Annotated in this window: 29 protein-coding genes; 13 read left to right on the top strand and 16 right to left on the bottom strand. The window is 63.4% G+C overall.

Features of this window, described 5'->3' with window-relative positions; genetic code table 11:
• Window positions 1–315: 315 nt before the first annotated feature.
• The gene (locus H351_RS21130; RefSeq protein ID WP_003942309.1) at window positions 316–987 is read left to right on the top strand and encodes an HTH-type transcriptional activator FasR; all 672 of its coding nucleotides are present in this window, start codon (window positions 316–318) and stop codon (window positions 985–987) included.
• A 69-nt stretch (window positions 988–1,056) separates the two neighbouring features.
• On the opposite strand, the gene H351_RS21135 is transcribed toward H351_RS21130, so the two are convergent.
• Together H351_RS21135 and H351_RS21140 are read right to left on the bottom strand one after the other, a co-directional pair.
• A complete protein-coding gene (locus tag H351_RS21135) occupies window positions 1,057–1,287 on the bottom strand; it encodes a DUF3107 domain-containing protein (protein ID WP_003942312.1) in 231 nt (76 codons plus the stop codon).
• A gap of 107 nt (window positions 1,288–1,394) precedes the next feature.
• Window positions 1,395–2,090 (bottom strand): ferritin-like fold-containing protein, encoded by a 696-nt coding sequence (locus H351_RS21140; RefSeq protein WP_029255047.1) that lies wholly within the window; start codon window positions 2,088–2,090, stop codon window positions 1,395–1,397.
• Window positions 2,091–2,490: 400 nt separating this feature from the next.
• Between H351_RS21140 and H351_RS21145 the strand changes: the two genes are divergently transcribed.
• Window positions 2,491–4,095, top strand: a complete 1,605-nt coding sequence (locus H351_RS21145; RefSeq protein ID WP_029255046.1) for a DEAD/DEAH box helicase — start codon at window positions 2,491–2,493, stop codon at window positions 4,093–4,095.
• Between the two features lie 9 nt (window positions 4,096–4,104).
• A complete protein-coding gene (locus H351_RS21150) occupies window positions 4,105–5,307 on the top strand; it encodes an Rv3212 family protein (protein ID WP_029255045.1) in 1,203 nt (400 codons plus the stop codon).
• Between the two features lie 15 nt (window positions 5,308–5,322).
• On the opposite strand, the gene H351_RS21155 is transcribed toward H351_RS21150, so the two are convergent.
• The gene (locus tag H351_RS21155; RefSeq protein ID WP_003940948.1) at window positions 5,323–6,120 is read right to left on the bottom strand and encodes a ParA family protein; all 798 of its coding nucleotides are present in this window, start codon (window positions 6,118–6,120) and stop codon (window positions 5,323–5,325) included.
• Window positions 6,121–6,191: 71 nt separating this feature from the next.
• Here H351_RS21155 and H351_RS21160 point away from each other — a divergent pair, with 71 nt between their 5' ends.
• Window positions 6,192–6,815: an acid phosphatase gene (locus H351_RS21160; protein WP_019747801.1), complete on the top strand. Its 624-nt coding sequence runs from the start codon at window positions 6,192–6,194 to the stop codon at window positions 6,813–6,815.
• 17 nt (window positions 6,816–6,832) lie between these two features.
• Entirely contained in the window at window positions 6,833–7,312 is a 480-nt protein-coding gene (locus H351_RS21165; protein WP_003940724.1) for a GNAT family N-acetyltransferase, read from the top strand.
• A 26-nt stretch (window positions 7,313–7,338) separates the two neighbouring features.
• Here H351_RS21165 and H351_RS21170 read toward each other — a convergent pair whose 3' ends face one another.
• Window positions 7,339–7,809, bottom strand: a complete 471-nt coding sequence (locus H351_RS21170) for a membrane protein (RefSeq protein ID WP_019747799.1) — start codon at window positions 7,807–7,809, stop codon at window positions 7,339–7,341.
• Between the two features lie 41 nt (window positions 7,810–7,850).
• On the opposite strand from H351_RS21170, the gene H351_RS21175 reads away from it, so the two are divergent.
• A complete protein-coding gene (locus tag H351_RS21175; RefSeq protein WP_019747798.1) occupies window positions 7,851–8,807 on the top strand; it encodes a diacylglycerol/lipid kinase family protein in 957 nt (318 codons plus the stop codon).
• A 255-nt stretch (window positions 8,808–9,062) separates the two neighbouring features.
• A complete protein-coding gene (locus tag H351_RS21180; RefSeq protein WP_003940950.1) occupies window positions 9,063–9,317 on the top strand; it encodes a WhiB family transcriptional regulator in 255 nt (84 codons plus the stop codon).
• Window positions 9,318–9,436: 119 nt separating this feature from the next.
• Here H351_RS21180 and H351_RS21185 read toward each other — a convergent pair whose 3' ends face one another.
• Together H351_RS21185 and H351_RS21190 are read right to left on the bottom strand one after the other, a co-directional pair.
• Window positions 9,437–10,939 (bottom strand): sensor histidine kinase, encoded by a 1,503-nt coding sequence (locus H351_RS21185; RefSeq protein ID WP_019747797.1) that lies wholly within the window; start codon window positions 10,937–10,939, stop codon window positions 9,437–9,439.
• A gap of 8 nt (window positions 10,940–10,947) precedes the next feature.
• Complete coding sequence (locus H351_RS21190) at window positions 10,948–11,163, bottom strand: biotin/lipoyl-binding carrier protein (RefSeq protein WP_007731208.1); 216 nt, start codon at window positions 11,161–11,163, stop codon at window positions 10,948–10,950.
• A gap of 136 nt (window positions 11,164–11,299) precedes the next feature.
• Here H351_RS21190 and H351_RS32945 point away from each other — a divergent pair, with 136 nt between their 5' ends.
• Window positions 11,300–11,374: a 50S ribosomal protein bL37 gene (locus H351_RS32945; RefSeq protein WP_022597109.1), complete on the top strand. Its 75-nt coding sequence runs from the start codon at window positions 11,300–11,302 to the stop codon at window positions 11,372–11,374.
• Between the two features lie 102 nt (window positions 11,375–11,476).
• Here H351_RS32945 and rsrA read toward each other — a convergent pair whose 3' ends face one another.
• Window positions 11,477–11,758, bottom strand: coding sequence for a mycothiol system anti-sigma-R factor (gene rsrA / locus H351_RS21195; RefSeq protein ID WP_003940722.1), 282 nt, complete (start codon window positions 11,756–11,758; stop codon window positions 11,477–11,479).
• Window positions 11,755–12,453, bottom strand: coding sequence for a sigma-70 family RNA polymerase sigma factor (locus H351_RS21200; RefSeq protein ID WP_019747795.1), 699 nt, complete (start codon window positions 12,451–12,453; stop codon window positions 11,755–11,757). Before H351_RS21200 ends, rsrA begins: the two co-directional genes overlap by 4 nt.
• A gap of 207 nt (window positions 12,454–12,660) precedes the next feature.
• Here H351_RS21200 and ybaK point away from each other — a divergent pair, with 207 nt between their 5' ends.
• Window positions 12,661–13,155 carry a Cys-tRNA(Pro) deacylase gene (gene ybaK, locus H351_RS21205; protein WP_029255044.1) on the top strand — a complete coding sequence of 165 codons (495 nt, stop codon included), beginning with the start codon at window positions 12,661–12,663 and terminating at the stop codon, window positions 13,153–13,155.
• Window positions 13,156–13,179: 24 nt separating this feature from the next.
• Window positions 13,180–13,893: an SIMPL domain-containing protein gene (locus H351_RS21210; protein WP_021332569.1), complete on the top strand. Its 714-nt coding sequence runs from the start codon at window positions 13,180–13,182 to the stop codon at window positions 13,891–13,893.
• Window positions 13,894–13,896: 3 nt separating this feature from the next.
• On the opposite strand, the gene H351_RS21215 is transcribed toward H351_RS21210, so the two are convergent.
• Complete coding sequence (locus tag H351_RS21215) at window positions 13,897–14,649, bottom strand: SOS response-associated peptidase (protein ID WP_029255043.1); 753 nt, start codon at window positions 14,647–14,649, stop codon at window positions 13,897–13,899.
• Between the two features lie 49 nt (window positions 14,650–14,698).
• On the opposite strand from H351_RS21215, the gene aroA reads away from it, so the two are divergent.
• Both aroA and rsgA read left to right on the top strand, forming a co-directional pair.
• Window positions 14,699–16,012: a 3-phosphoshikimate 1-carboxyvinyltransferase gene (gene aroA, locus H351_RS21220; protein ID WP_029255042.1), complete on the top strand. Its 1,314-nt coding sequence runs from the start codon at window positions 14,699–14,701 to the stop codon at window positions 16,010–16,012.
• Window positions 15,961–16,998 carry a ribosome small subunit-dependent GTPase A gene (gene rsgA / locus H351_RS21225; RefSeq protein WP_007731200.1) on the top strand — a complete coding sequence of 346 codons (1,038 nt, stop codon included), beginning with the start codon at window positions 15,961–15,963 and terminating at the stop codon, window positions 16,996–16,998. The genes aroA and rsgA overlap by 52 nt, the downstream gene beginning before the upstream one ends.
• A 92-nt stretch (window positions 16,999–17,090) precedes the next feature.
• Here the strand turns inward: rsgA and H351_RS21230 are convergent, their stop codons facing one another.
• The 6 genes from H351_RS21230 to H351_RS21255 form a co-directional block, all read right to left on the bottom strand.
• Window positions 17,091–18,332, bottom strand: a complete 1,242-nt coding sequence (locus H351_RS21230) for a fatty acid desaturase family protein (protein ID WP_019747790.1) — start codon at window positions 18,330–18,332, stop codon at window positions 17,091–17,093.
• Between the two features lie 138 nt (window positions 18,333–18,470).
• Window positions 18,471–19,733: a fatty acid desaturase family protein gene (locus H351_RS21235; RefSeq protein ID WP_020907111.1), complete on the bottom strand. Its 1,263-nt coding sequence runs from the start codon at window positions 19,731–19,733 to the stop codon at window positions 18,471–18,473.
• Between the two features lie 24 nt (window positions 19,734–19,757).
• Window positions 19,758–20,876: a ferredoxin reductase gene (locus tag H351_RS21240; protein WP_003940928.1), complete on the bottom strand. Its 1,119-nt coding sequence runs from the start codon at window positions 20,874–20,876 to the stop codon at window positions 19,758–19,760.
• Window positions 20,877–20,968: 92 nt separating this feature from the next.
• Entirely contained in the window at window positions 20,969–21,469 is a 501-nt protein-coding gene (locus tag H351_RS21245; RefSeq protein ID WP_029255041.1) for a DUF6912 family protein, read from the bottom strand.
• Window positions 21,470–21,492: 23 nt separating this feature from the next.
• Entirely contained in the window at window positions 21,493–22,902 is a 1,410-nt protein-coding gene (locus H351_RS21250) for a WS/DGAT/MGAT family O-acyltransferase (RefSeq protein WP_020969222.1), read from the bottom strand.
• Complete coding sequence (locus H351_RS21255; protein WP_021343720.1) at window positions 22,896–23,321, bottom strand: HAD-IA family hydrolase; 426 nt, start codon at window positions 23,319–23,321, stop codon at window positions 22,896–22,898. The genes H351_RS21250 and H351_RS21255 overlap by 7 nt, the downstream gene beginning before the upstream one ends.
• 55 nt (window positions 23,322–23,376) lie before the next feature.
• Between H351_RS21255 and H351_RS21260 the strand changes: the two genes are divergently transcribed.
• Window positions 23,377–23,970, top strand: a complete 594-nt coding sequence (locus H351_RS21260; RefSeq protein ID WP_020969220.1) for an Rv3235 family protein — start codon at window positions 23,377–23,379, stop codon at window positions 23,968–23,970.
• A 52-nt stretch (window positions 23,971–24,022) separates the two neighbouring features.
• Here the strand turns inward: H351_RS21260 and secA are convergent, their stop codons facing one another.
• The gene (gene secA, locus H351_RS21265; protein ID WP_019747784.1) at window positions 24,023–26,866 is read right to left on the bottom strand and encodes a preprotein translocase subunit SecA; all 2,844 of its coding nucleotides are present in this window, start codon (window positions 26,864–26,866) and stop codon (window positions 24,023–24,025) included.
• Window positions 26,867–26,880 lie beyond the last annotated feature (14 nt).

Consider the following 26,880-nt stretch of genomic DNA (forward strand, 5'->3'; position numbering starts at 1 on the left):
TTCAGGGTTCTGCGTAGTTCGTCCACGCATGCGCGGTCCCCCTGGGTCAGTCACGTCGTCCAGAATCTCACACACGGCAAGTCACTCGCCCGGGCTGACCGAAACATGCTGGTCCTGGCGTGTCATGGCAACCCGTCCTGTAACGAGAAAGACCGCTGGTCTCGCTCACCGAGGCACGCGCGACTCGCCCCGGGCGACACACGGTATCGTTCATTCGGCTACGACCGGTGTGACGGAGGATACTGGCGGGTACGCACACGCGACTCGCGGATCCGCGCGCCAACCGAATTTACTTTTGCTCAGATTGGAAGCGACATGACAGAACTCGCGGATCGGACAGACTCCGATCGCGGTACAACGGCTGGCAAGCCTGCCGGAACACGTCGCAGCACCCGACTCCCCCGCGATGCGCGCCGCCTCCAGCTCCTCGCAGCTGCAAGTGAGGTATTCGTCGCGAACGGGTACCACTCGGCCGGTATGGACGAGATCGCCGAGTGTGCCGGTGTCAGCAAGCCAGTCCTGTACCAACACTTTCCAGGCAAGCTCGAATTGTATGTCGCAGTCCTGCAGAGTTATGTCGACAGCCTCATCTCGGGCGTACGCCAAGCCCTGCGATCGACGACGGACAACAAACAGCGTGTCCGCGCCGCAGTCCAGGCGTTCTTCGACTTCGTCGACAACGACTCGCAGGGCTTCCGCCTGGTGTTCGAGTCCGACATCATGGGCGAACCTCAGGTCCAGACACGCGTGGAACAAGCCACCGAAGCCTGCGTCGACGCCGTGTTCGACCTGGTCAGTCAGGATTCCGGACTCGATCCGTATCGCGCGCGCATTCTTGCGGTCGGTCTAGTCGGTGCCAGCCAGTTCACGGCGCGGTACTGGCTCGAAGCCGCGCGGCCGATCCCCAAGGAAGAGGCCGTGGAAATCACCGTGACACTGGCGTGGGGCGGTCTCTCACACGTGCCGCTGCAGGCCGAAACCAAGTAACCGGAACCCGAACGAGAATGGGCGGGCAGTCTCACGACTGCCCGCCCATTCTGCTTTTACAGCTACGCGTCAGACGGTAGGCGCGAATCCGACCTTGCGGATATCGGACGGACCGATCTCCACGTACGCCACACGAGAAGCCTGCACCAGGAACTTGCGGCCCTTGTCGTCGACGAGAGCCAGAACCGGCTCGCGGCCACCGAGGACAGCCGCGACCAGTGTCTCGACCTCGTCAGGGGTCTGTTCGCTGTTGACGATGAGCTCACGCGGGCTGTCGATTACACCGATCTTGACCTCCACGGTCAACCTCCGAACTGTTCGTGAATTACATCCGTTGTCGACGCAAGGCTAATGCAGCAGCGACCGCCCACGCTCCTCTGCACGCTGTGCCCAGAGCGAACAGGCACCTAGACGAGTCCGAGAATCGCCATCCGCTCGGCGTGCTTTGCCTGCATACCGTCGAACAACGCGACAACTCCGTTGAGGTCACCCGAGGCCGAGATCACCAGATCCGTGAGGTCCTCACGCTGCGCCAGCACGAACTGCGCCTGCGTGATTGCTTCACCCAGAAGACGGCGTCCCCACAACATCAGCCGGTCCTTGGCGCGGGTGCTGGCCTCCACTGCTGCCTTCACCTCGAGCACCACGAACTCCGAGTGGCCCGTCTGGGACAGCACGTCCTCGACGATCTCGGCGACATCCGCCGGGAGGGAGTGCCCGATCTCGCGGTAGAAATCGGCAGCGATTCCGTCGCCGACGTACGCCTTCACGAGCGATTCCAGCCACGTCGACGGTGTCGTCGACGCGTGATAGTTGTCGAGAGCACGAACGAACGGGTCCATGACGGCAAAGATCTCGTGGCCACGTTCCGTCAGCGCCGTTTCCAGAGTCTCGAAGTGGTCCATCTCGGCGGCGGCCATGCTGGCGAACGCCACCTTGCCTCGCAGGTCCGGTGCCATTTGTGCGTCCTCCGCCAACCGGTAGAACGCCGAAATCTCGCCATAGGCAAGAACGGCAAACAAATCGATCACGCCGGGGTGATCGGAAGCGACTCGGCCTCCGGTTCCAGCGTCCGTCGAAGCATCAAGATCGTGTGCGCCCATGACTACGAACTGTAGTGCTTCGACGGCCGACGCGACCGCCAAGGACCGCATGTCCGATTCGGTGATCTTCGACATGTCATCGCGAGGGGCGGACAACGTGCAGCTACAATGGTCTTGGGAGTTCGCCAGTTCCCCCGGCTCTTATGATTAGCCGGGACGGCTGCTTTAGATCAGCCGACACGACTGTGCTCACGCGGACCCCACCGATAATGTGCGCGCACCTGCATCGACGGTTGTTGCCCGCTTCGCCGAGATCTCCGGACGGTTCGAATTCGTCCGAGTGGAATTCAGTGCTGAGGCGTAGGCATGACCGAAGAAAAAGAGGGCATCGACATCGGCCGATTTACGGCCTGGCCCCTTACCTTGTGCGTGCGTACCGCCACGAGGAAAGGCTAGTCCCCTGAGCAAGATCACTGTCGACCACGAAGACGAAGCAACCGAGAACACCGTTTCCGTCCAGCTCGACGACACCCATGTACCCCCGAGCTTCGCCGAACTCGGTGTCCGCGACGAAATCGTCCGCGCACTGAACGAGATCGGTATCGAGCGCACCTTCGCCATCCAGGAACTCACCCTTCCGTTGGCTCTCGCCGGTGACGACCTCATCGGTCAGGCCCGCACCGGAATGGGCAAGACCTTCGGTTTCGGCGTCCCGCTCCTGCATCGCATCGTCACCGCCGAGAACGGCACGGCTGTCCTCGACGGCACGCCACGCGCTCTGATCATCGTTCCCACCCGCGAACTGTGCATCCAGGTCGCTCGCGACCTCGAGAACGCCAGCAAGTACCTCCGAGTCGGCGACCGAGGCCTCCAGGTTCTGCCCATCTACGGCGGTCGGCCGTACGAGGCGCAGATCTCGGCACTGCAGAAGGGCGTCGACGTTGTCGTCGGCACCCCGGGTCGCCTACTCGACCTCGCCAACCAGTCGCACCTGATCCTGGGCAAGGTGGGCGTTCTCGTCCTCGACGAGGCCGACGAAATGCTCGACCTCGGATTCCTCCCCGACATCGAACGCCTCATGAGCATGGTCCCCGACAAGCGTCAGACGATGCTCTTCTCCGCCACGATGCCCGGCCCGATCATCACCCTGGCGCGCACCTTCCTGACGCAGCCGACGCACATCCGCGCCGAGGAAGCCGAATCCTCCGCAGTGCACGACCGCACGAGCCAGCACATCTACCGTGCGCACGCTCTCGACAAGGCCGAGATGGTCGCCCGCGTTCTGCAGGCCGAAGGCCGCGGCGCGACGATGATCTTCACCCGCACCAAGCGCACAGCCCAGAAAGTCGCCGACGATCTCGCCGAGCGCGGTTTCTCCGTCGGTGCCGTCCACGGTGACCTCGGACAGATTGCCCGCGAGAAGGCCCTGAAGGGCTTCCGCAACGGCAAGGTCGACGTGCTGGTCGCCACCGACGTCGCCGCACGCGGCATCGACATCGACGATGTCACCCACGTCATCAACTACCAGTGCCCCGAGGACGAGAAGACCTACGTCCACCGCATCGGTCGTACCGGCCGCGCCGGACGCACCGGCATCGCTGTCACGCTGGTCGACTGGGACGACATTCCTCGCTGGCAGCTCATCGACAAGGCACTGAGCCTCGGAATCCCCGATCCGGTCGAGACGTACTCGAGCTCGCCGCACCTCTACGAAGAGCTGTCGATTCCGGCCGACGCCAAGGGCACTGTTCGCAAGGCCAAGCCCGCCCCTGAGAAGGCTGCAACCGACAAGGCGGCAACGGACAAAGCAGACGCGCCGAAGACGGCCGACGCCGACGGCAACGAAGAGAAGACCGCGCCTCGTCGCAACCGGACGCGCCGCCGTACCCGCGCCGGTGCTTCGACCGACGCCGCGACGTCCACCATCGCCGGCGCCACCACAGCTCCCCCTTCGGCACCGGCGGCAACCGCTACCGAGAACTCGGACGAAGACGGAGCGGCCAAGCCGCGTCGCCGTCGGCGTCGTCGCCCCGCGGCTTCCGCGACGGCAGGCGCCGCAGAGTAAGCTGCCGATGTGCTGGCTCCCGAAAGGCGTACTCGCTCAGATGTGATCGGTGCGCTGGCAATCGCGCTGGCCGTAATCGTGGCGGTGACCGTGGTGTGGTTGCGCAGTGATGCGCGCGGAACCACCTCGGTCACCGCCGAATCTCCACTCCCACCTCTGTCGACGTCGGTGTTGTTACCCGACATCCTGAGGCAGACGTGGGAATCTCCCAGTGCCGACTCGACGGCACCGATCACCGTCGGAAATGCCGTCGTCACCGCCGACGGTTCCGACGTGATCGGCCGCGACCCGGCAACAGGCGAAGAAGTGTGGCGATACGCGCGCAACATTCCCCTGTGCGGTGCGATCGGTTCGTGGGATCGCGTCGTCAGCGTCTATCAGGACAATCGCGGTTGCTCTCAGGTCACGTCACTGGTCGCCGACACCGGCGCCCGAAAGGACCAGCGCAACAGCGACGCCGATTCCGCGGTCAGTTTGTCGGCGGACGGCACCTATCTGATCTCACGCGGCAGTGAGCGAATGGAACTGTGGCGCTCGGACCTCGTCCGAACTCTCGAGTACGGCCGGGTCGACGCGAAGGTCAATCCGAACAAGCAACCCCGCACCGGATGCACGCTGCTCGACGCTGCGTCGAGCGCCAACCGAGTCTCGGTACTCGAACGTTGCCCGGGTGAAGCCTCCAACAGGTTGACGGTGATGAACCCCGCACCGAAGGACGCCCAGGAACCCGAAGAATACGGATCATCGATTCTCCTCGGCTCCGAAGGCGCCCGCCTTCTTGCCGTGGCCGGCGAGAAGACGGCGGTCTACCTCCCTGCCGCCAACGGAACCGCTTCTCGCATCACCATTTTCGACGGAACCGGCAATCCGATCGTCGACTATCCGATCGAGGGAGCGGTGACCGAAGGGGCCCGCACCCACGCCGACAAGGCTTCGATCACGTGGTGGACCGGCTCTCAGACGGTCAACCTCCGCCTGAGCGACCTGGCTCCGACGTGGATCGTCAACGGAACGTCAGGGCCCGGAAGCATGGTCGCCGGTCAGATGCTCATCCCCGTTCCGGGCGGCATTGCAGCCGTCAGCCCGTCGGACGGAGCGGTGCAGCGCATGATCGCAGTCGACCGCGGTGAGACGACGACGCCGATCGTGCTCGCCAGTGCGGGCGAGACGATTCTGGAACAGCGCGGCGATACCTTGTTTGCGCTGCGCTAGAAGCTCTCGCCTTCCTCAGAGCGCCAGTTCCGGCGCGAAAGTCACGACTTCATTTCCAGCCCAATGCTTTACGAGATTGTCGGCGAGTTCTCGATAGGCATCCGCGCCCTTGTTCTTTCGCCCGGCAAGGACCGTCGCGCCGGAAGCAGAGGCCTCGGCGAACTTGACGGTGCGTGGAATCGGAGGCGCCAGAACGGCGAGGGAGTAGCGGTCACTGACGTCAGCGAGTACGTCGCGACTGTGCGTGGTTCGAGCGTCGTACAGAGTCGGAAGTGCGCCGAGCAGAACAAGATCCGGGTTGGTGATGGCTTGGACTTCACGAACCGTACGCAGCAACTGTCCGACGCCGCGGTGTGCGAGGGTTTCGCATTGCAGTGGAACCAGAACCGACTGCGCCGCAGTCAATCCGTTGAGTGTGAGCACACCCAACGACGGTGGGCAGTCGATGATGATGACGTCGTAAGAACCCAGGAGCGGAGACAGCGCCCGCTTGAGCGCGAACTCTCGACCGGGTCGCATCAGGAGCAGCGCTTCGGCGCCGGCGAGATCGATGGTGGCCGGCAGGAGATCCATACCGTCGTCCGTTTTCAGCACGGCGTCGACCGCGTCGAGATCACCCGCCAGGACCTCGTTGACCGAACGCTCGAGGCGATCCGGGTTGTGTCCGAGCGAGAACGTCAGGCAGCCCTGCGGGTCGAGATCCACCACCAGAACTCGTTGTCCGAGCGCGGACAAAGCCGCACCGAGAGAAGCGACGGTAGTGGTTTTAGCCACGCCGCCCTTTTGATTCGCCACTGCGAGAACCGTCGTCACACGTAGATCCTTGCGCACTTCGCGCCAGGAGGCGAGCTACACACGCGAGGCAGCCTGCAATGATGGTCGACATGACCTCCCAGTCCGCCCCCTCGTCGATCCCCCTCGGTGCTCGCGTCGTACTCATGCGCCACGGTGAAACCGAGTGGGCACGCACCGGGAAACACACGGGCCGGACCGAGGTTCCGCTGACTCCGCTCGGCGAGATGCAGGCAACCGCGACCGGAAATCGCTTGCGAACCCTCGACCTCCGGAACCCCATGATTCTGACGAGTCCGCGGCTGCGCGCACAGTTGACGGGTGATCTCGCCGGCCTGCCGGAAGAGCGAACCTGGGATGCACTTTCCGAATGGGACTACGGCGACTACGAAGGCCTCACGACGCCCGAGATCCGCGCAACGGTGCCCGATTGGACCGTCTGGACACACCCGTGCCCCGGCGGCGAGCAGACCGATCAGATCCATGCCCGCACCGACATGGTGCTGTCGATGGTGCGTTCGCAGCTACCCGAGCGGGACGTGATCCTGATCGGGCACGGCCACTTCTCACGCGCGCTCATCGCCCGCTGGCTCGAGCTCCCGGTCACCGAAGGAAAGCGTTTCGCGTTGTTCCCGGGCGCTTACACGGTTCTCGGTTACGAGCACGGCGCCAGCCACCTCGTCCATCACAACGTGCCGCCGCTCGTGGAGGCTTGAGGCTTAAGATTCTCCCCATGATCCGACGCGCCACGCCCGCAGACGTCCAGCCGATCACCGACATGATCTACGAGTTGGCGGACTACCAGAAGGCCCTCGACGAGTGCACCGTGAAGGCGGAACAGATCGGCGAGGCATTGTTCGGGCCGGCCGCGACGGCCTTCGCGCACGTCGCTGTGAATTCGGCTGACGACGTCGTCGGCATGGCGCTGTGGTTCCGCAATTTCTCCACGTGGGACGGCGCCCACGGCATCTACCTCGAAGACCTGTACGTCAAGCCCAGCCAGCGCGGATCAGGCCACGGAAAGGCTCTTCTGGCCGCGCTCGCCAAGGAGTGCACCGACAACGACTACACCCGGCTGTCCTGGTCGGTGCTCAACTGGAACACCCCCTCGATCAAGTTCTACGAGTCACTCGGTGCCGACGCGAAGACGGAGTGGACCACGTATCGCCTGACCGGCACCCACCTCGGGGCTCTTGCCGCCGAAGCTGAGTAGGACTGAAGCAGGGTAGGCGTTCCGCCCTACTTGTCCCGCGGCTCTTCGGTCTCGTCCGGGCGTCCCTCTTCCGGCGACACCTCGTCTGCGTACGCTCCGTACTCCGCTGCCATCCATCGAGACGTCGGAGCCGAGAACAGGCAGCCCAGAGCGCCGAGAACGACGACACCCAGAACGATGCCGAGCGGCACCTGATGCGAATCGGTCAGGAGCGACCAGGCGACCGGCAGGAGCAGCAACTGCGCGACGACGGCGATTGCCCGGCCCCACCGGCGGCCCGTCAGCAAAGCGATACCGGCAGCCAACACCGCGCCGCCGAGGATCGCGACCCAGGCGGCAAATCCGTATCCGTTGGTGACGCTCTGATCGTGACCGGTCGCGCCGCGAATCACTGCGACGATCGCGAACCCGGCGGCAACCAGCCCTTGCAGCGTCACGAGGGCACCTGCCCATGTGACTGTCTTGGGCAGGGCGTTCGGACTGGCGGTATTCGGCACGAGGCCAGCCTAGAACACGACACCGGATAGGCTCATGCCCCGTGCGCGCACTGCTGATCGTCAACCCCAATGCCACCTCCACCACCGCTGCCGGTCGTGACCTGTTGGCACACGCCCTCGAGAGTCGGGTGCGACTTACTGTGGCGCACACCACACATCGGGGACACGCTGCCGAACTGGCGCGCGAAGCCCACGAAGACGGCTTCGGCTCGGTGATCGTCCACGGCGGCGACGGAACGGTCAACGAAGTGGTCAACGGACTGCTCGGGTCACCGCATCCCGCGTCGATGAAATCGGTTCCGGTCGGTCCGATCCCGACGATCGCTGTCGTCCCGGGAGGCTCGGCAAACGTTTTCGCGCGCTCACTCGGTATTGCCGCCGACCCGATCGACGCCACAAACCAACTCGTCGATCTACTCTCGGAACGAACGAGACGCCGAATCGGGCTCGCACACTGCGACAACCGTTGGTTCACATTCAACGCCGGAATGGGCCTCGACGCCGATGTATGCGAAGCCGTCGACGCCAGCCGTAAGAACGGTGACGCCGCCACACCCGCCCGGTATGTCCGAACCGCGATCGCGGCGTTCTTCCGTGCCAAGCGAGCCGAGCCCGCCCTGACAGTCCACCTCCCCGATCAGGATCCCGTCTCCGGAGTCCACTACGCGTTCGTGTCGAACTCGAGCCCGTGGACATATCTGGAAGAGCGTCCCGTACACACCAATCCGGGAACGACCTTCGACAGTGGACTCGGCATCTTCGCCATGACGAGCACCAAAGTCCTACCGTCTCTGCGGGTTGTGCGACAGCTCCTCGCACGCGGCGCAGAACCGAAATCAAAGGTCCTTCTACGCACCGACGACGTCCCGACAATCACCATCGAATCGTCGCGACCGATCGGACTGCAGATGGACGGCGACTACATCGGACTTCGCGAAAAAGTCGAATTCACCTCGGTCCCGGATGCACTGGAAGTGTTCGCACCGATTCCGACGTGAGTCAGGCAACACGTTTGACCTGCAAAAACTCTGGTGCCGAATAGTCGAAATCGGGTAAAATGCCGGTGACGCCCAGGTGGCCGTCAGGTGTGTCACAAATTAGTGAGTTGGCCCACGAACCCGTTCAAACCTATTGACATACCGCGAGTTCGTGAAAGCATTCACAAGTAACAGTGCGGAAACATTGATGACGCACACACAAACTCATTGGTACCAAATGGTGTGAATACACACCCAATTAAGGAGCGAAAAAAGATGGACTGGCGCCACAACGCAATCTGTCGCGACGAGGATCCCGAACTGTTCTTCCCGGTGGGAAACAGTGGACCGGCCCTCGCTCAGATCGCTGATGCCAAGGTTGTCTGCAACCGCTGCCCCGTCACCGCCGAGTGCCTGTCCTGGGCTCTCGAGTCCGGTCAGGATGCAGGCGTCTGGGGCGGAATGAGCGAAGACGAGCGTCGCGCACTCAAGCGTCGTAACGCACGTACCCGTGCACGCACTTCCGTCTAGGTAGAACCGAGACGTTCGACTCGCGGCGGAGAACAGCCCCTCCGCACAGTCGAAGACGACAGCCCGACACCACATGGTGTCGGGCTTTTTGTCTGCTCGAATCGCTAACGCTGCTCGAATCAGTAACGCGCAGTGCGTCTACCGAGCGGCACACGCAGAACCGCGTCGGTGCCGCCACCGCTTCCCGGGTGCAGTCCGAGCGAGCCACCGAGTTCAGCGCCCAACAAAGTCCGCACGATCTGGAGTCCGAGCCGATCGGACTTCTCGAGGTCGAAGTTCTCCGGCAGGCCGCGCCCGTTGTCGTGGATGATCACGTCCAACCAGCGCGCAGAACGCTCGGCGCTGAGTGTGACCGTGCCGGTCACTCCCGGATCGAAAGCGTGCTCGATCGCGTTCTGCACCAACTCCGTCAGCACCATGACCAGCGGGGTGGCGCGCTCGGCGGAGAACACTCCGAAACTGCCCTCACGCCGAATCGCCACCGGCACACCCACTCCCGCGACATCGGAGAGCATGGGAACCAACCGGTCGATCACCTCGTCGAGATCCACCTCTTCGTCCACCGACATCGACAAGGTGTCGTGAACGAGGGCGATGGACGTCACGCGCCTCACCGACTCTGTCAACGCCTGTCGCGCTTCGTCGTTGCCGGTTCGCCTGGCCTGTAGACGCAGAAGCGCCGCGACGGTTTGCAGGTTGTTCTTCACTCGATGGTGAATCTCGCGGATGGTTGCGTCCTTGCTCAGGAGAGCGCGATCACGACGCTTGACCTCGGTGACGTCGCGGACGACGACCGCCGCACCGACATGCCGGCCGCCCGGCTTGAGAACCAGGGCTCGCAGCAGAACGGTCGCCCCGCGCGCCTCGATCTCCATACGGCGACCGGGCTTGTCCGCCAACGTATCTCGGATGTATCCCGCAGCTTCCTGAGACTCGAACGGGTCGGTGACCAACGAACGGGTCAACGCCGCGAGGTCTTGGCCCACCAAATCCGAACTCAGACCCATCCGGTGATAGGCCGAGAGCGCGTTCGGGCTGGCATAGACGACGGTGCCTTCGGTATCGAGACGGATGAAGCCGTCTCCCGCACGTGGGCTCGAGTTCGTGTCGGAGCGCGATTCTCGGATCGGGAAGGTTCCGTCGCTGATCATCTGACACAGGTCTTCGGCGCAATCGAGATACGCGAGCTCGAGCGGACTCTGCGCTCGCTGGTGCGACAGGTTGGTGTCGCGGCTCAGAACCGCGATGACTCGCCCGTCCAGACGCACCGGAACGGCTTCCCGACGCGGCGGCATTCCTTCACGCCACGTCTCGTCTTCCCCGCGCACGACGCGGCCCTCGACGAGAGCGCGAAGAACCTGCGGGTGCTCGGACTCGGAAACGACCGTTCCGACTGCGTCCTCCGGAAAAGCCGTCGATGCCGTTGTCGGCCGGCAATGCGCGACGCAGATGACCGTCCCCTCGGATCGGTTCTTCTCCGATTCGGTGCCCACCCACAGGAGAACGTCGGCAAAGGAGAGGTCGGCGAGCAGTTGCCACTCCCCCACGACGCGCTGGAGATGGTCGACCGCCGCACCGGGAAGATCGGTGTGTTCGGCGAGGAGGTCACTGAGAGTGGACATCGTCCGGCTTAGGAGATCACGGCGATCAGATCGCCTTGCTGAATCACGTCGCCGACCTTGACGCCCACCGTCGTCACCGTTCCCGGAACCTCGGCCAGGACGGGAATCTCCATCTTCATGGATTCGAGGATGACCAGGGTGTCGCCGTCCGCAACGACGTCTCCCTCGCTCACGACGACCTGGTAGACCGTCGAAACCATCTCGGCGCGCACGTCTTCTGCCATCGTGAACCTCACTTCTGTCGGAACTGCACTCTGACCACGAAAATACGTCGACGGATCACTCGATCGACCTGCCAATGGAACCACACCGGCATCGGCGTGAAACAATGACGCGAAAGAAACAGAAGGGAGACCAATCATGGGTAAGCGTGGTCGTAAGAAGCGCAGCCGTAAGGGCAACGCCGCTAACCATGGCAAGCGTCCAAACGCCTGACATGTAGCGCAACAAAACGTCCGAGGGGCGGGGAAGCATTGCTTCCCCGCCCCTCGGCGTTACTGCCTTCCGACTGCTGCCGCTCAGATCTTCGCTGACGGGCTAGCTGTCGGTTTCGGTAGTCGTTATGACGATGGTCCGACGCAACTCGACGGTGAGCCGCTGACGCAGGCTTTCCGGCGCGTGGTCTCCACCGCACTTACGGTTGATCAGGCTCTTGACCTTCTCCTCGATCCCGTAGGCCTCGAGGCACGATCCACAATCGTCGATATGACGCTGCAGGCGAGCACGACTCGAATCGTCGCATTCACCGTCGAGCATCAACCAGACGTCGGCGATGACTGCCGAGCAGTCGAGCCTTTCGAATTCGTCCTGCTCACTCATCGTGTGACACCTTCCGTCTCGGTGGCTGCGACTGTGGCTGTGTCGACCGCGCCGTCCCGATTGAATCCCCGGTCTTTTGCCACATCGGCCAAGAGACCACGCAATTGCTTGCGACCACGGTGCAGTCGCGACATCACCGTTCCGATGGGTGTGCCCATGATCTCCGCGATCTCCTTGTACGGGAATCCTTCGACATCGGCGTAGTACACGGCCATACGGAATTCCTCGGGAAGCGACTGCAGCGCCGCCTTGATGTCGTCGTCAGGCAACGCGTCGAGCGCCTCCACCTCGGCCGATCGCAGCCCCGTCGAGGTGTGCTCGGCGGTGGCAGCCAACTGCCAGTCGGTGATCTCGTCCGTCGGATACTGCGCGGGTTGGCGCTGCTTCTTGCGGTACGAGTTGATGTAGGTGTTCGTGAGAATCCGGTACAGCCAGGCTTTCAGGTTGGTACCGGCACGGAACGAACGGAAAGCGGTGTACGCCTTGACGTACGTCTCCTGCACGAGATCCTCGGCATCAGCCGGATTCCGCGTCATGCGCAGGGCAGCGCCGTACAACTGGTCGAGCAGCGGGAGCGCGTCGCGCTCGAACCGGGCAATCAACTCATCCGCAGTTTCGGGCGTTTCGGACACAGCGCCGTCGATAGGTTCAGTTACCCCTGACGGTTCGTCCTTGGGCCGGTCGTGTTCCAGCACTCTGATCCCTTCACTAGCCGTAGGGATCAAGGTTACCGCCAACTGAAGATCCGACCCACGGGCCGGTGGTGGCTCACACACAGCCAGCACGGTCGCTCCTTCGCTTCTCGGGACAAGTTTCATCAACTGGTACCAACACGGGAGTCTGCGACTCTGTTCCCGGCCTGGTCGGATGTACCTGTCGGCGATCCACATAGGGTGCTCCTCATGGCCGGAACAGCGACCCCCGCGACCGCACTTCTCGACAAGTCGAAGACACCGCACCGCGTTCACAGCTACGACCACGATCCTCGCGCCGAATCGTTCGGCGACGAGGCGGTCACTGCGTTGGCCGAGTCGACAGGCGTCGAGGCTGCCCAGATCTTCAAGACCTTGGTCGTCAAACTCGACACCGGCAAGCTCGCCGTCGCGGTCCTGCCGGTCCCGAACAAGCTCTCGCTCAAAGCCGCAGCCGCTGCCCTCGGTGCAAGCAAAGCCGTCATGGCCGATCGCGCCGAAGCCGAGCGCTCGAGCGGCTACGTCTTCGGCGGTATCTCACCGCTCGGCCAACGCAAGAAACTGCCGACCGTGATCGATGCGTCGGCGCTCGACTGGGACCGCATTCTCTGCAGCGCCGGTCGGCGCGGGCTCGAGATCGAGCTGGCTCCGACGGACCTCGCGCAGTTGAGTGGCGCGGTCACGGCGCAAATCACGGCGGGCTGAGTATCCGGTCGCTACGGTCTCACCATGCGACCACACCTGAAAACTCTTGCACTGACCGCTGCAGCGGCAGCTCTCACCGTCTCGCTGACGGCCTGCGGGAGTTCGGACAATGCCGCCAAGGAAGTCACGGTAGTCGGATCAGGGCAGGTCCGCGGGGCGCCGGACATCCTCAATGCCGACATCGGCATCGAGGTGGTTGCCCCGGATGTATCGGGAGCGGTCTCGGAGGCGAATGACAAGGCCCGTCAGATGATCGACGCGATAGTCGCCGCCGGTGTGGCCCCCGAGGACGTGCAGACAAGCGATCTGTCCGTCCAGCCGCAGTACGACGCCAGCGGCGGACCGTTCGTCGGCGGCAACGTGACCGGCTACCGGGCAACCAACTCGGTACGAATCGTCGTGCGCGATCTCGACAAGGCCTCTTCTGTCCTGGACGCCGGCATCGCGGCGGGCGGAAACGCGGCACGGCTCGGCAACGTCGCCTTCGCCATCGACGACGACTCTCAGCTTCTGGCCGACGCTCGCACCCGGGCCTTCGAAGACGCGAAGAACCGTGCCGAGCAGTACGCGGATCTGTCCGGTACGTCGCTCGAGAACGTCGTGACCATCACCGAGGCACACGACACGAGTGGCGGTCAGACCATGCGCGCTCCCGACGCCTCGATGTCCGACATGGTTCTCGCCCCGGGAACCCAGCAGGTCTCGTTCGAGGTGACCGTTACCTGGGCTCTCGGCTGACCACTAGAGCAGGCTGATCTGCTCGCCGGCACGGTCGACGTCCGGCTCGATCAACTCGTGCCCGTTGTTCTTGACACTGTTGACCAGCGGCCGGACTCGATCGACGTCGATCCGCTCGAAGAGGTCCGGTACCGGTTCGAGCAGAGCCGAATCGACGGTGTTGTCGGGATCGAGCCACGCCTCCCAGCGGTCACGAGGCAGGGCGAGGGGCATGCGGTCGTGAACCTGCTCGAGGTGACCGAGAGAGTCGACTGTGACGATCGAGCAGCTCAGGACGGGGCTCGCGTTCTCGACCCTCGGGTCCCGCCAGGCAGACCACACGCCCGCCATGAACAGCCGTGATCCGTCGGCGGGGTGCATGTAGTAAGGAATCTTTGCTGCCTTTTTCCCGCCGGTGGCCTCGGTCTGCCACTCGTACCACCCGTCCATGGGGACCAGGCAACGCTTGAACTTGAAGGCGGTCCGAAACGCCGGCTTCTCCGCCAGCGAGTCGGCGCGGGCGTTGAACAGGACCGGGCCTTTGCCCCGTTCCTTGGTCCACGACGGCACCAATCCCCACCGCATCCGCCGAATCCTCTTGGTCGGATCGCTGTCGGGGTTCTCCCGATCGTGGCGTTCGACGACGGTCAACACCTCGGTCGTGGGGGCCACGTTGTAATCGGCTTCGACGGGCGCCGAGTGGTCCGTCTCGTCGAGCGCATCGAGTTCCACCGCCAGGGTGGCCGGGTCCGCTGTGGTCGCATACCTTCCGCACATGACACCCAGGGTGGCACGGTTTCGACCATTCCCCCACCGATGAGAGAAGATGGACCATGTGAGTCTGAGTCTGTGGAGCGCCCCGAGGGCCCAAGCACCCGTCGATGCAGTGGTGACGCTGCCCGGATCCAAGTCCATCACCAATCGAGCTCTGATTCTTGCCGCACTTGCGGATGGCCCGTCCACGATCACCGGTGCACTTCGCAGCCGTGACGCCGACCTGATGATCGCAGCTCTGCGTGACCTCGGCATCGGCGTCGAGGAAGCCGGCGATCCGACCACGCTTCGCATCACCCCTGGGCCCCTGCGCGGCGGCGAGGTCGACTGCGGCCTGGCCGGCACCGTGATGCGCTTCCTGCCGCCACTCGCCGCGATGGCCGACGGCATCGTCCGCTTCGACGGCGACGAGCAAGCACGCACACGCCCCCTCGGCACCATCTTGGAGGCACTGCGCGGTCTCGGCGCTCGGATCGAGGGTGACGCACTCCCGTTCACCGTCACCGGAACCGGATCCCTACGCGGAGGAACGGTCACCATCGACGCATCCGGCTCGTCGCAGTTCGTCTCCGGTCTCCTGCTCTCGGCTGCTGCCTTCGAAGAGGGTGTCACCGTTCACCACGACGGCAAGCCCGTCCCGTCCATGCCACACATCGACATGACCGTCGAGATGCTCCGCCGAGCCGGAGTTTCCGTGACGACACCGGCCACGGGCGGAGACGCAGACACGTGGCGGGTGGCACCGGGGCCGGTGCGCGCCGTGGACTGGGCGATCGAACCCGATCTCTCCAACGCCACACCGTTCCTGGCCGCAGCCGCTGTTACCGGCGGAACCGTCAGCGTCCCGATGTGGCCGTCGTCGACGACGCAGCCCGGCGACGCGATCCGCGGGATCCTCGCCTCGATGGGCGCCGACGTCACTCTTGCCGACGGCGTGATGACCGTTCGCGGCCCGGAGAAACTGCGCGGCATCGACATCGACCTCCACGACGTGGGAGAGCTGACCCCCACCGTCGCGGCCCTGGCTGCTCTCGCCGAGGGCACCTCGCATCTACGAGGTATTGCACACCTGCGCGGGCACGAGACCGACCGTCTGGCCGCCCTCGCCGACGAGATCAACAAGCTCGGCGGTTCCGTCACCGAAACCGACGACGGCCTCACGATCGTTCCCGCGGAACTCCATGGCGGACAATGGCTCTCGTATGCCGACCACCGCATGGCAACAGCCGGCGCCATCATCGGCCTGGTCGTCGACGGCGTCGACGTCGACGATGTCGGAACCACAGCCAAGACACTGCCCGGCTTCGAGAACATGTGGATCGACATGCTCGAGAGTTCGCCGGCGACACCGAAGGCAAGCTTCTGAGTCCGCGGCAGTACGACGAGTCCGACGTCCGGGTACGTCCCGGCCGCGGATCCCGCCCCCGTACGAAGACTCGGCCCGAACATCTCTCGGCCGAATCGGGGATGGTGGTGTCGAAGGATCGTGGCCGTTGGGGTTGCGTCCTCGGCGGCGATCCCGACCGACTGATCGTCACGATGCGTGCCCGCGAACTTGGCCGAACCCCCATCGTCGTCGGCGATCAGGTGGACATCGTCGGCGATCTGTCCGGCAAAACCGACACCCTCGCCCGCATTGTCCGGGTCTCCGAGCGTTCAACGGTTCTGCGACGGACGGCCGACGACACCGATCCCTTCGAACGCATCGTCGTCGCGAACGCGGAGCAGTTGCTCATCGTCGTGGCACTCGCCGATCCCCCACCGCGCACCGGTTTTGTCGAGCGCGCACTGGTCGCCGCCTACGTGGGTGGCCTGACACCGATCGTCTGCCTGACCAAGAGCGACCTCGAACCACCCGAGGAATTCGCGAGCACTTTCGCCGACCTCGACATCCAAGTGGTCGTCGCCGGTCGCGACGATCCCCTGGACGAACTGACGCAGATCCTCGAGCACAAGTTGACCGCCCTGATCGGACATTCCGGTGTCGGAAAATCGACATTGGTCAATCGCCTTGTCCCCGATGCCAATCGAGCGGTCGGCATCGTATCCGGCGTCGGCAAGGGCCGGCACACATCGACGCAATCGGTGGCACTCCCCCTCGCCGGTGGCGGCTGGGTGATCGACACCCCTGGCATCCGTTCGTTCGGTCTGGCGCACATCTCGCCCGAGAACGTGGTGGCTGCATTCTCGGATCTCGCTGCGGCGATCGAGGATTGCCCGCGCGGATGCACGCACCTCGGGCCGCCGGCAGACCCCGAATGCAAGCTCGACCTGCTGGAGGGCAAATCCGCTCGACGCGTCGTCGCTGTGCGACAACTGCTGGAAGCGATCAAGTCCAACGATCAGTACTGAGCGACACCCCTTGGCTAGAACAGCAAAGCGGCCCGGCACCATGTCGAATGGTGTCGGGCCGCTTGTTGCGTCTGGTCAGCGCAGGCGGGAAATCAGCGCAGGCCGAGGAGGCTGCGCAGCTTGCCACTCTTGCGCTTACGTGCGATGGCGCTCTTGAGACCGTTACGACGCCCGGTCACGGGATCGACAGTCGACGTCAGTTCGCCGTCGAACATCCGCTCCGACGCCGTCTCGGGCGCATTGTCGACGGTGTCCTTGAGGTACTTGTTGGGCAGCGACAGCTTGGCGATGGTGCGCCAGGACTTGGCGTACTGCACGGCAAGTGGGCCCGTCGTGTACGGCAGGTCGTACTTGTCTGCGAGCTGACGCACCGTGACCGCGATGTCCTTGTAGCGGTTGCTGGGCAGATCGGGGAACAGGTGATGCTCGATCTGGTAGCTCAGGTTGCCCGTCATGAAGTCCATGAGCGCGCTGCCCTCGATGTTGGCGCTGCCGAGCATCTGACGCAGGTACCACTGGGCCTGCGTTTCCTTGTCGATGTCTTCCTTGGTGAACTTCTCGGCACCGTCCGGGAAGTGACCGCAGAAGATGACCGCGTTGGTCCACACGTTCCGCAGGGTGTTGGCGGTGAAGTTGGCCGACAACGTGCTCTTCCACGCCGGGCCGGTGATGGCCGGGTAGATGACGTAGTCGCGCAGGACCTGCTTGCCGATCTTCTCGCCGACCTCGCGGAGCTTGCGCTGGGTCTCTTCCTTGTCGGCGCGGCCCTTGGCCACCTTGCCGAGCTCGAGGTGCTGTGCGGCGATGCCGTACTCGAAGAACAGCGCGAGCAGCGTGTTGTAGACCAGATTGCCGGCGTTGAAGGGCTTCCATCGCTGATCGCGGGTGACGCGCAGGAGTCCGTATCCGACGTCGTCGTCCATTCCGAGGACGTTGGTGTACTTGTGATGCAGGTAGTTGTGGGTCTGCTTCCAGTGCGCAGACGGGCCGGTGACGTCCCACTCCCACGAGGTGGAGTGGATCTCCGGGTCGTTCATCCAGTCCCACTGACCGTGCATCACGTTGTGCCCGAGTTCCATGTTCTCGATGATCTTCGAGAGCGTCAGCAGGCCAACTCCGGCGAGCCACGCCGGACGGCGACGGCTGGCGAAAAGCACTGCGCGGCCGCCAATTTCGAGTGAACGCTGCAGGCGAATGACGTTGCGCACGTAACGCGCGTCCTTCTCGCCGCGCGACTCCTCGATGTCGCGACGAATCGCGTCGAGTTCGCGGCCGAGCGCCTCGATGTCGGCGTCCGTGAGATGTGCATATTCCTTGACATCTGCAATCGCCATGGAAAGCCTCCTAGCAGTGAGTTAGGCGCAAAGTAGTAAGTGCAGAACGATCATGACTTCGAATCGTTCAGATCAACTGCACCTACTGTAGCGTAACTTACGGCACCGTAGGTTAGGTTTTTCCCGATGTAACCTATATCACTTCCGGCGCTTCGGCATGCGAGAACGCGCCTGCGACTTGAGTGCGGTCAACAATCCGAGGCGCTTGCCGGTGACCGGATCGGTACGCAGGTCCTCGACCATCGCCATGGCTGCGTCCCGGAACCCTGAGTCGCGGAACCGTAGTTCCGAGGACGTTTCCGGAGCATTGTCCGAGGTCGCAGTCAGCCACTTGTCCGGCAAGGCCAGCTTGTGGATCGTGCGCAGCGCCAGGAGATACTGCTTGAAGAGCGAACCTGTGGTGTACGGGAGATCGAACTTCTCGCACAATGCACGCATCTTCACGGCAATTTCGGGGTAGCGGTTGCTCGGCAGATCAGGGAAGACGTGGTGCTCGATCTGGTAGCTCAAGTTGCCGCTCATGAGTCCCATGAGCTTGCCCGAATTGAAGTTCGCGCTACCGAGCATCTGGCGCAGGTACCACTCGTGACGAGTCTCCTGCTCGAATTCGGCAACGGTGAACTTCTCGGCGCCGTCCGGGAAGTGACCACAGAAGATGACGACGTACGCCCACAGGTTGCGCACGAGATTCGCGGTGGCATTGGCCGTCATGGTCGACTTCCACGCCGGCCCCGTCAGCGCGGGGAACAAGATGAAGTCCTTGCCCACCTGACGAAAGATCTTGCGCGCGAAGTCTTTGTTCGCCTGCGAGTTCAGTTGCCCCTTTTCCGCGCCCTCCAACTCGGCTGCCGCCGTGAGGTCGTGCAGCGCGATGCCCCACTCGAACGTGGCCGCCAAGATCACGTTGGCGATCGGCTGGAAGAGGTTGATCGGCTTCCACGGCTCGTCACGCGTCATACGCAGGATCCCGAAACCGAGGTCCTCGTCCATCCCGACGACGTTGGTGTACGTGTGGTGCTGGTAGTTGTGCGCACGCTTCCAGTGCTCGGAAGGACCGGTCTGATCCCACTCCCACGAAACGGAGTGAATCTCGGGATCGTTCATCCAGTCCCATTGCCCGTGCATGACGTTATGCCCGAGCTCCATGTTCTCGATGATCTTCGACAGGCTCAGCAGGGTCGTGCCGACCAGCCATGCCGGTCGGTACCGACTGCCGAACAGCGCGATACGCCCACCGAGCTCCAACGCCCGCTGGACGCGAATGACGCGACGAATGTAGCGGGCGTCCCGGATTCCACGAGAGTCTTCGATGTCGAGTCGAATCTGATCGAGTTCACGTCCGAGAGCTTCGACATCGGCCTCGGTGAGGTGCGAAAACTCTTTGATATCGGTGATGGCCACCGTGGTCCTCCGTGTGCCTAGAAGCTATGCGTCCAGCGTACAGTCACCGGCGGCAGCGGAGATGCACGTCTGAATCCGCTCGCCCTCCGCGTGCTGTTTTCCCGAGCGTAGGTCGATTGCGTGGCCGGCGACGAGAGGCACGACACACGTCTGGCAGATGCCCATGCGGCAACCGAAGGGCATCAAGGCGCCGGACTGCTCGCCGGCTTCCAGAAGGGTCGTCGCGCCGTCGACGGTGATCGTCTTACCCGACTTCTCGAACGTGACCGTGCCGCCGTCCGCCGAGGCGTCGATGCGCGAAACCGCGAATCGCTCCATGTGGAGTCGATCCTCGATGCCTTCCGCCTTCCAGACGTCTTCGAGCTCGTCGAGCAACGGAAGGGGTCCGCACGCCCAGGTGTGGCGCTCACGCCAGTCGGGGCAGACCGTGTCGAGGGAACTGAGTTTGAATTTTCCGTCGCGGCGCGTGAGCTGAACGTGACTCACGAAGTCCTCGTGCTCGGCGTGCAGTGCCGTGAGTTCGTCGGCGAACATCACGTCGGATTCCGTCGGCGCCGAGTGGATGTGCATGACGTCGGGCAATTGACCGCGCCGGTTCATCGTCCGCAACATGCCCATGACCGGAGTGATGCCACTGCCGGCGGTGATGAACAGGATCTTCTCCGGCGGCGGATCCGGCAACGCGAAGTTGCCCGAAGGCGTGGCCAGTCGAACGATGGTTCCCGACGGCACGGCCCCGCTGACGAGGTGGCTCGAGAGAAAGCCCTCTGGCATGGCCTTGACCGCGATGGAAATGCGCTTGTTCTCCCAGTTGGGAGGCGAAGTAAGTGAGTACGACCGCCAATGCCAGCGTCCGTCGATATGCAGACCGATGCCGATGTACTGCCCCGGCTGGTAGTTGAAGTCGAATCCCCAACCCGGCTTGATGACGATGGTCGCCGAATCCGTGGTCTCAGGCCGGACTTCGACGATCTGACCACGCAGCTCGCGGGCGGACCACAACGGATTTGCGAGGTGCAGATAGTCGTCGGGAAGCAATGGTGTGGTCAGCCGAGCCGCCGCACCACGAAGCAGATTGAGCTTCGACCGCGCTGCCGGAACTACCGACGCTGCCGGTGCCTCGATCCAGTCCTTCAGACCCATCAGACCTCCACCTCTCACCTTCCGAACCCACTGCCTACGGTACCGTAGGTTATCAGGTTACGGTACCGTAGGTTACTTCACGGTAAGCACATTCACAGCAGGTCGAGCAAGAACGGCAACTCCTGCGCGGCGTACCACGCCAACTCGTGGTCCTCCGCGTCGCCGAGCGTGAACTCGGCATCAGCATCGCCGAGATCCGCCGCGTCGACTATGCCAGCAGCGCGCTCGATGTCCGATTCTGCCTGTTCGAGGTCGACATGCACAGATGCAACCTGAGCCATCGTCAGAGGACCCGCCAATCGAACTACAGAATCGTCGAGATCGGGCCGCAACTTCACATCGGCATCGTCGACGTCGGCGGCAACGACAGCACGCCGGAAGGTGACGTCACCTTCGGTTCCGGCGATCAGACGCAGCGACGCACGCGCAGCCTCCCCCATGGCGACCTCGGCCAACTCGTCGTCATCGCCCGCCGCGTACGACTCACGCAGAGTCGGGGTGACCGCAAAAGCCGTCCGGCTCATCGGGTCGAACTCCTGATCTGCGACCAACTTCTGCAAAATCTCGACCGTCGCCGGTACGTACACCCTCATGAGACCACCTTCATGCTCGTTCGTCACCGACTCGCATCCGTCAATTCCTCGAGTGACTCGAAGATCAGCGAACGAACGACGTCGACGTCCGACATCGCGTCACGGTCGGCATTCAAACCGTAGTAGACATTTCCGTCGTACGACGTCAGGGCGATGCTGAGTGTCTGATTCTTGAGCAGTGGCGACACCGGATACATCTCCAGCATCCGAGCCCCACCGAGGTAGAGCGGGAACTGTGGCCCTGGCGCATTGGTGATCATCAAGTTGAACATTCGCTGCGACAGACTACTGGCCGCACGGGAGCTCATCGCATGCAGCGTCGCCGGCGCAAACCCGGACATTCGCACCATCGTCTGCGCGGTGACCCGCCGACCCTGACGCGCGAATGCCTCCGTCGCGTGCGCCACGTGAGAGAGCCGAACAACCGCGTTGGGTTCACCGACAGGCAGGTCGATGAGGAACGACGAAACATGCCCCGGCGCCTGCGGATCGTCGACGTCGGGACTCTCGGGGCCGTCCGTGTACACCGACATGGGCACCATCGCCCGCACGATGGTCGCCTCGGTCACCGGCTCACCACGCGAGAGCAGCCAGTTCCGCATCGCACCTGCGATGACGGTGAGAATCACGTCATTGATCTCGCACCCGTACCGCGCGCGAATACGTCGATAGTCCTCGAGAGACGTCTTGGCCACCGCAAGGCGTCGATTGCGCGAGATGGTGGCGTTGAGCGGGCTCGACGGGGCCACCTGGGTCGCCGTTCGAACCACTTCCGCGAGTTTCCCGAGTGCACTCACAGCCTCGGTGACGGATGTGGTCACGTCGTTGAACGCTGCACGCGCCCGCGCGATCCCCTCCCCCGGGCTCGTCACGAGATCTGCCATTGCACTGACCAACAAGCTGGTATCGCTCGGTGGCCGGGCGGGCATCCACAATTCTTCGGGGCCTGGCGCTCGATTCTTCTCCGGATCGAAGATCACCTGACTGATCTCTGGAGCCGCCTCGCCGTCCACCAACGACGAATGAGACTTCGTGAAGATGGCAAATCTGTTTCTGCTCAGCCCCTCGACCAGGTACATCTCCCACAACGGCCTCGTGCTGTCGAGGGGTCTCGACGTCAGCCGCGCGATCAGATCCATCAGCTGTTCGTCGGAACCTGGTTTGGGCAGAGCCGATCGGCGTACGTGATAGGTGATGTCGAAATCCGAGTCGTCCACCCAGACGGGGCGGGCCAGGCCGAACGCCACCTCACGCACTCGCTGGCGGTAACGCGGAACCGATCCGAGCCGCTCTTCGACCAGACGAAGCAATTCCTCGTGATCGATCCCGTTTCGCAGTTGCCTGAAGATCCCCAACGAGCCGACATGCATCGGCGTCGTCCCGGCTTCGAGGAAGTAGAAAGCAGCATCCTGAGTCGTCAGTCTGTTCACCATGGCTTCGTGTCCCCTCCGTCGCCGAGATCGAACAGAATCGACAACTCCTCGATGGTCGATTCCGAGCCGACGTGGTGGACCCCGACCATCCCGACTGCCACCGCCGCCCGGACGTTGATTTCGAGATCATCCACGAAAACGAAGTCCTCCGGCTCGACGCCCAAACGACTCGCCGCCAATAGATAGATCTCGGCGTCGGGTTTCGCCATCTCGACATCACCGGACAAGATCACGTCGTCGACCAAGACCCCGTCTCCGAGATCCCGCAACCACTGAGCATTGGCACCGCCGGGATCGTTGCTGACGATTCCCGTCACGATTCCGCGGGCCTTCACCGCGCGCACGACCGCGCTCAAGCCGTCGAGATCCGATCCCGGACCGAACAGCACGCCACCGACATCCAACAGAAGTCCCCGCACGCCATCACCCTAAGTCGCGATGGTGATCACGGCGACATCTCGAGCGTTTCGTGTCATGCTTCTCACCATCGCTCGGGGGAGCGAAGTCCGAGACGACCATCTCGGACGCACGATCATCCGGGGGGATGTCATGGAGCAGGACTGCACAATCATTCTCGAGCCGGCACCACAATTCGAGCCTCACGCGCATACCGTCGCGCTTACGCGGCCGCAGTGCCGACCCGACCGAGCGCAGTGCCGAACAGACCGAATGCTGCGTCGCCCACGAAAGTCGCCACACAACGGGACGTCGCCCAGTGCCGGTTTCACTCACGTGCTGGAACCGCAGTTGGCGGGTGCCGACATCTTCTGGAACCGATCACTTCGCCTGGTTCTCGAAACCGTCGACCGGCGACGAAATCCGCGGCAACTCAAGGGCGTATTGACGCCGTCCGTCCTGGAAGTTGTTGCGCGACTTTATACTTCGGAATTTTCGGCCCGGAAGCTGGGCGGCGCGGCCGTTCACCGCACCCACGTTCAAGCAGTGTCGAAGAGTACCGCCGAAGTCTGTGCGACGTACACACGAGGCACGCAGACATTTGCCGTCGCGGGTCGGATCGACCATACAGACGGAACAGGCTGGACGGTCACCGCACTACACGTGGTGTGACCGTCCAGCCTGCTGAGTACTAACTGCGCTGGTAGCTCAGCTGTACTGAACCTCAGCGCTTGCGCTTGGACTTCGGAGCTCGATTGCTCTTCGACTGCGTCCGTGCTGCTTCACGACGTTCGCGGCGCGAGGCGGCCCCGTCACCGGAGTCGGCGGCCGAGTCGCGGGTTGCCTTCGCCTTACCGTCCTCGTCCGGGCCGGTGTACGTCAATCGCGACGGACCTTCGTCGTCAAGTCCCTTGGCGCGCAACGCCGTCGGGGCAGCAGTTCCGGTTGTCCTGGCTGCGGCTTCCTGCGTCGGGAGCGGCTTGGGCGCCGTGGCGGACGCCGCAGCGGCCGAGCCGGCCGTGACGGAAATTCCGCTCGCGGGCTGCGCCGGAGCTGCCTCGACCTGCAGGTTGAAGAGGAATCCGACGGACTCTTCCTTCAATCCGTCGAGCATGCCGATGAACATGTCGTAACCCTCGCGCTGGTACTCGACCAGCGGATCGCGCTGGGCCATCGCACGCAGACCGATTCCCTCCTTGAGGTAATCCATCTCGTAGAGATGCTCACGCCACTTGCGGTCCAGGACCGAGAGGAAGACACGACGCTCGAGTTCACGCATACCGTTTTCGCCGGCGATCGCATCGATCTCGGCTTCGCGCTTCTTGTACGCCGCGTGGGCGTCTTCGAGCAAAGCGGTTCGCAGGTCGTCACGGCTCAGGTCACTGTTGATGCCTGCGCCGTCCTCCCCTGCCAACGTCTTGTGATCGATGCCGACCGGGTAGAGCGTCTTGAGCGCGGTCCACAACTGCTCGAGATCCCAGTCCTCGACGTATCCCTCGGCGGTCGCACCGTCGACGTAGGCGGTGACCACGTCAGTGATCATCTGCTCGACCTGGCCCTCCATGTCCTCACCCTCGAGGATCTGGCGGCGCTCCTTGTAGATGACCGTTCGCTGCTGGTTCATGACCTCGTCGTACTTGAGGACATTCTTGCGAATTTCGAAGTTCTGCTGCTCGACCTGAGTCTGAGCGCTCTTGATGGCCTTCGAGACCATCTTGGCTTCGATCGGGACGTCGTCGGGAAGGTTGAGGCGCGTCATGATCGACTCGAGTGCCGAACCGTTGAAGCGGCGCATGAGCTCGTCACCGAGCGAGAGGTAGAACCGCGATTCGCCGGGATCACCCTGACGTCCGGAACGACCGCGCAACTGGTTGTCGATACGACGCGATTCGTGACGCTCGGTGCCCAGAACGTACAGGCCGCCGGCGTCGCGGACCTTCTCCGCGTCTGCCTTGACCTCAGCCTTGACCTCGTCCAGGACTGCGTCCCAGGCTGCTTCGTACTCGTCCGGCGTCGTGACCGGATCGAGGCCCTTCTTGCGCAGCGCGATGTCCGCGATGATGTCCGGGTTACCACCGAGAACGACGTCGGTACCGCGGCCGGCCATGTTGGTCGCGACGGTGACCGCACCGGAGCGACCGGCCTCGGCGATGATCGTCGCTTCCTTCTCGTGGAACTTCGCATTGAGGACGTTGTGTGCAACGCCGCGCTTGGTGAACTGCTTGGACAGGTACTCCGAGCGCTCGACGCTGGTGGTACCGATCAGGACGGGCTGGCCGTTCTCGTGACGCTCGACGACGTCGTCGACCACCGCGTCGAACTTGGCTTCCTCGGTCTTGTAGATGAGGTCGCCGTTGTCGACTCGGACCATCGGGCGGTTGGTCGGGATCGGGATCACACCGAGGGTGTAGGTCTGGTGAAGCTCGGCAGCTTCCGTCTCGGCGGTACCCGTCATGCCGGACAACTTGTCGTACAGACGGAAGTAGTTCTGCAGGGTGATGGTGGCGAGAGTCTGATTCTCGGCCTTGATCTCCACCTTCTCCTTGGCCTCGATCGCCTGGTGCATGCCCTCGTTGTAGCGGCGGCCGACCAGCACGCGGCCGGTGAACTCGTCGACGATGATGACCTCACCGTCGCGGACGATGTAGTCCTTGTCCTTGGTGTAGAGCTCCTTGGCCTTGATCGCGTTGTTCAAGTAGCTCACCAGCGGAGAATTCGCGGCTTCGTACAGGTTGTCGATACCGAGCTGGTCCTCGACCAGTTCGACGCCCGCCTCGTGCACACCGATGGTGCGCTTGCGGATGTCGACCTCGTAGTGGACGTCCTTCTTCAGCAGCGGCGCGATGCGAGCGAACTCGCTGTACCATTTGCTGGAGCCGTCGGCCGGGCCCGAGATGATGAGCGGGGTTCGGGCTTCGTCGATGAGGATCGAGTCGACCTCGTCCACGATGGCAAACGCGTGGCCACGCTGGACCAGGTCGTCCAGCGAATGCGTCATGTTGTCGCGCAGGTAGTCGAAGCCGAACTCGTTGTTGGTGCCGTACGTGATGTCGGCTGCGTAGGCGACGCGGCGCTCAGCCGGCGTCATACCCGAGAGAATCACACTGGTCTCGAGGCCGAGGGCGCGGTGAACGCGACCCATCCACTCGGAGTCACGCTTGGCGAGGTAGTCGTTGACCGTGACCACATGGACGCCGTCACCGGCGATCGCGTTGAGATAGGCCGGAAGAACACAGGTCAGGGTCTTGCCCTCACCGGTCTTCATCTCGGCGACGTTGCCGAAGTGCAGGGCCGCGCCGCCCATGATCTGCACGTGGAAGTGCTTCTGGTCGATCACGCGCCACGACGCCTCGCGGGCCACGGAGAATGCCTCGGGCAGCAACTCGTCGAGGGTTTCCCCGGCGGCGTAGCGCTCACGGAACTCGGTGGTCTTGGCTTTGAGTTGCTCGTCTGTCAGGCCTTCGACATCGGGCGACAGAGATTCCACATGCTCGGCGATGTGCTTGAGCCGCTTGACCATGCGACCTTCACCAACACGGAGCAGCTTCGATAGCGACAGCGACGGCACAGTCTTCTTCGTCC

Source organism: Rhodococcus erythropolis R138 (assembly GCF_000696675.2).
Classification (GTDB): Bacteria; Actinomycetota; Actinomycetes; order Mycobacteriales; family Mycobacteriaceae; genus Rhodococcus_F; species Rhodococcus_F erythropolis.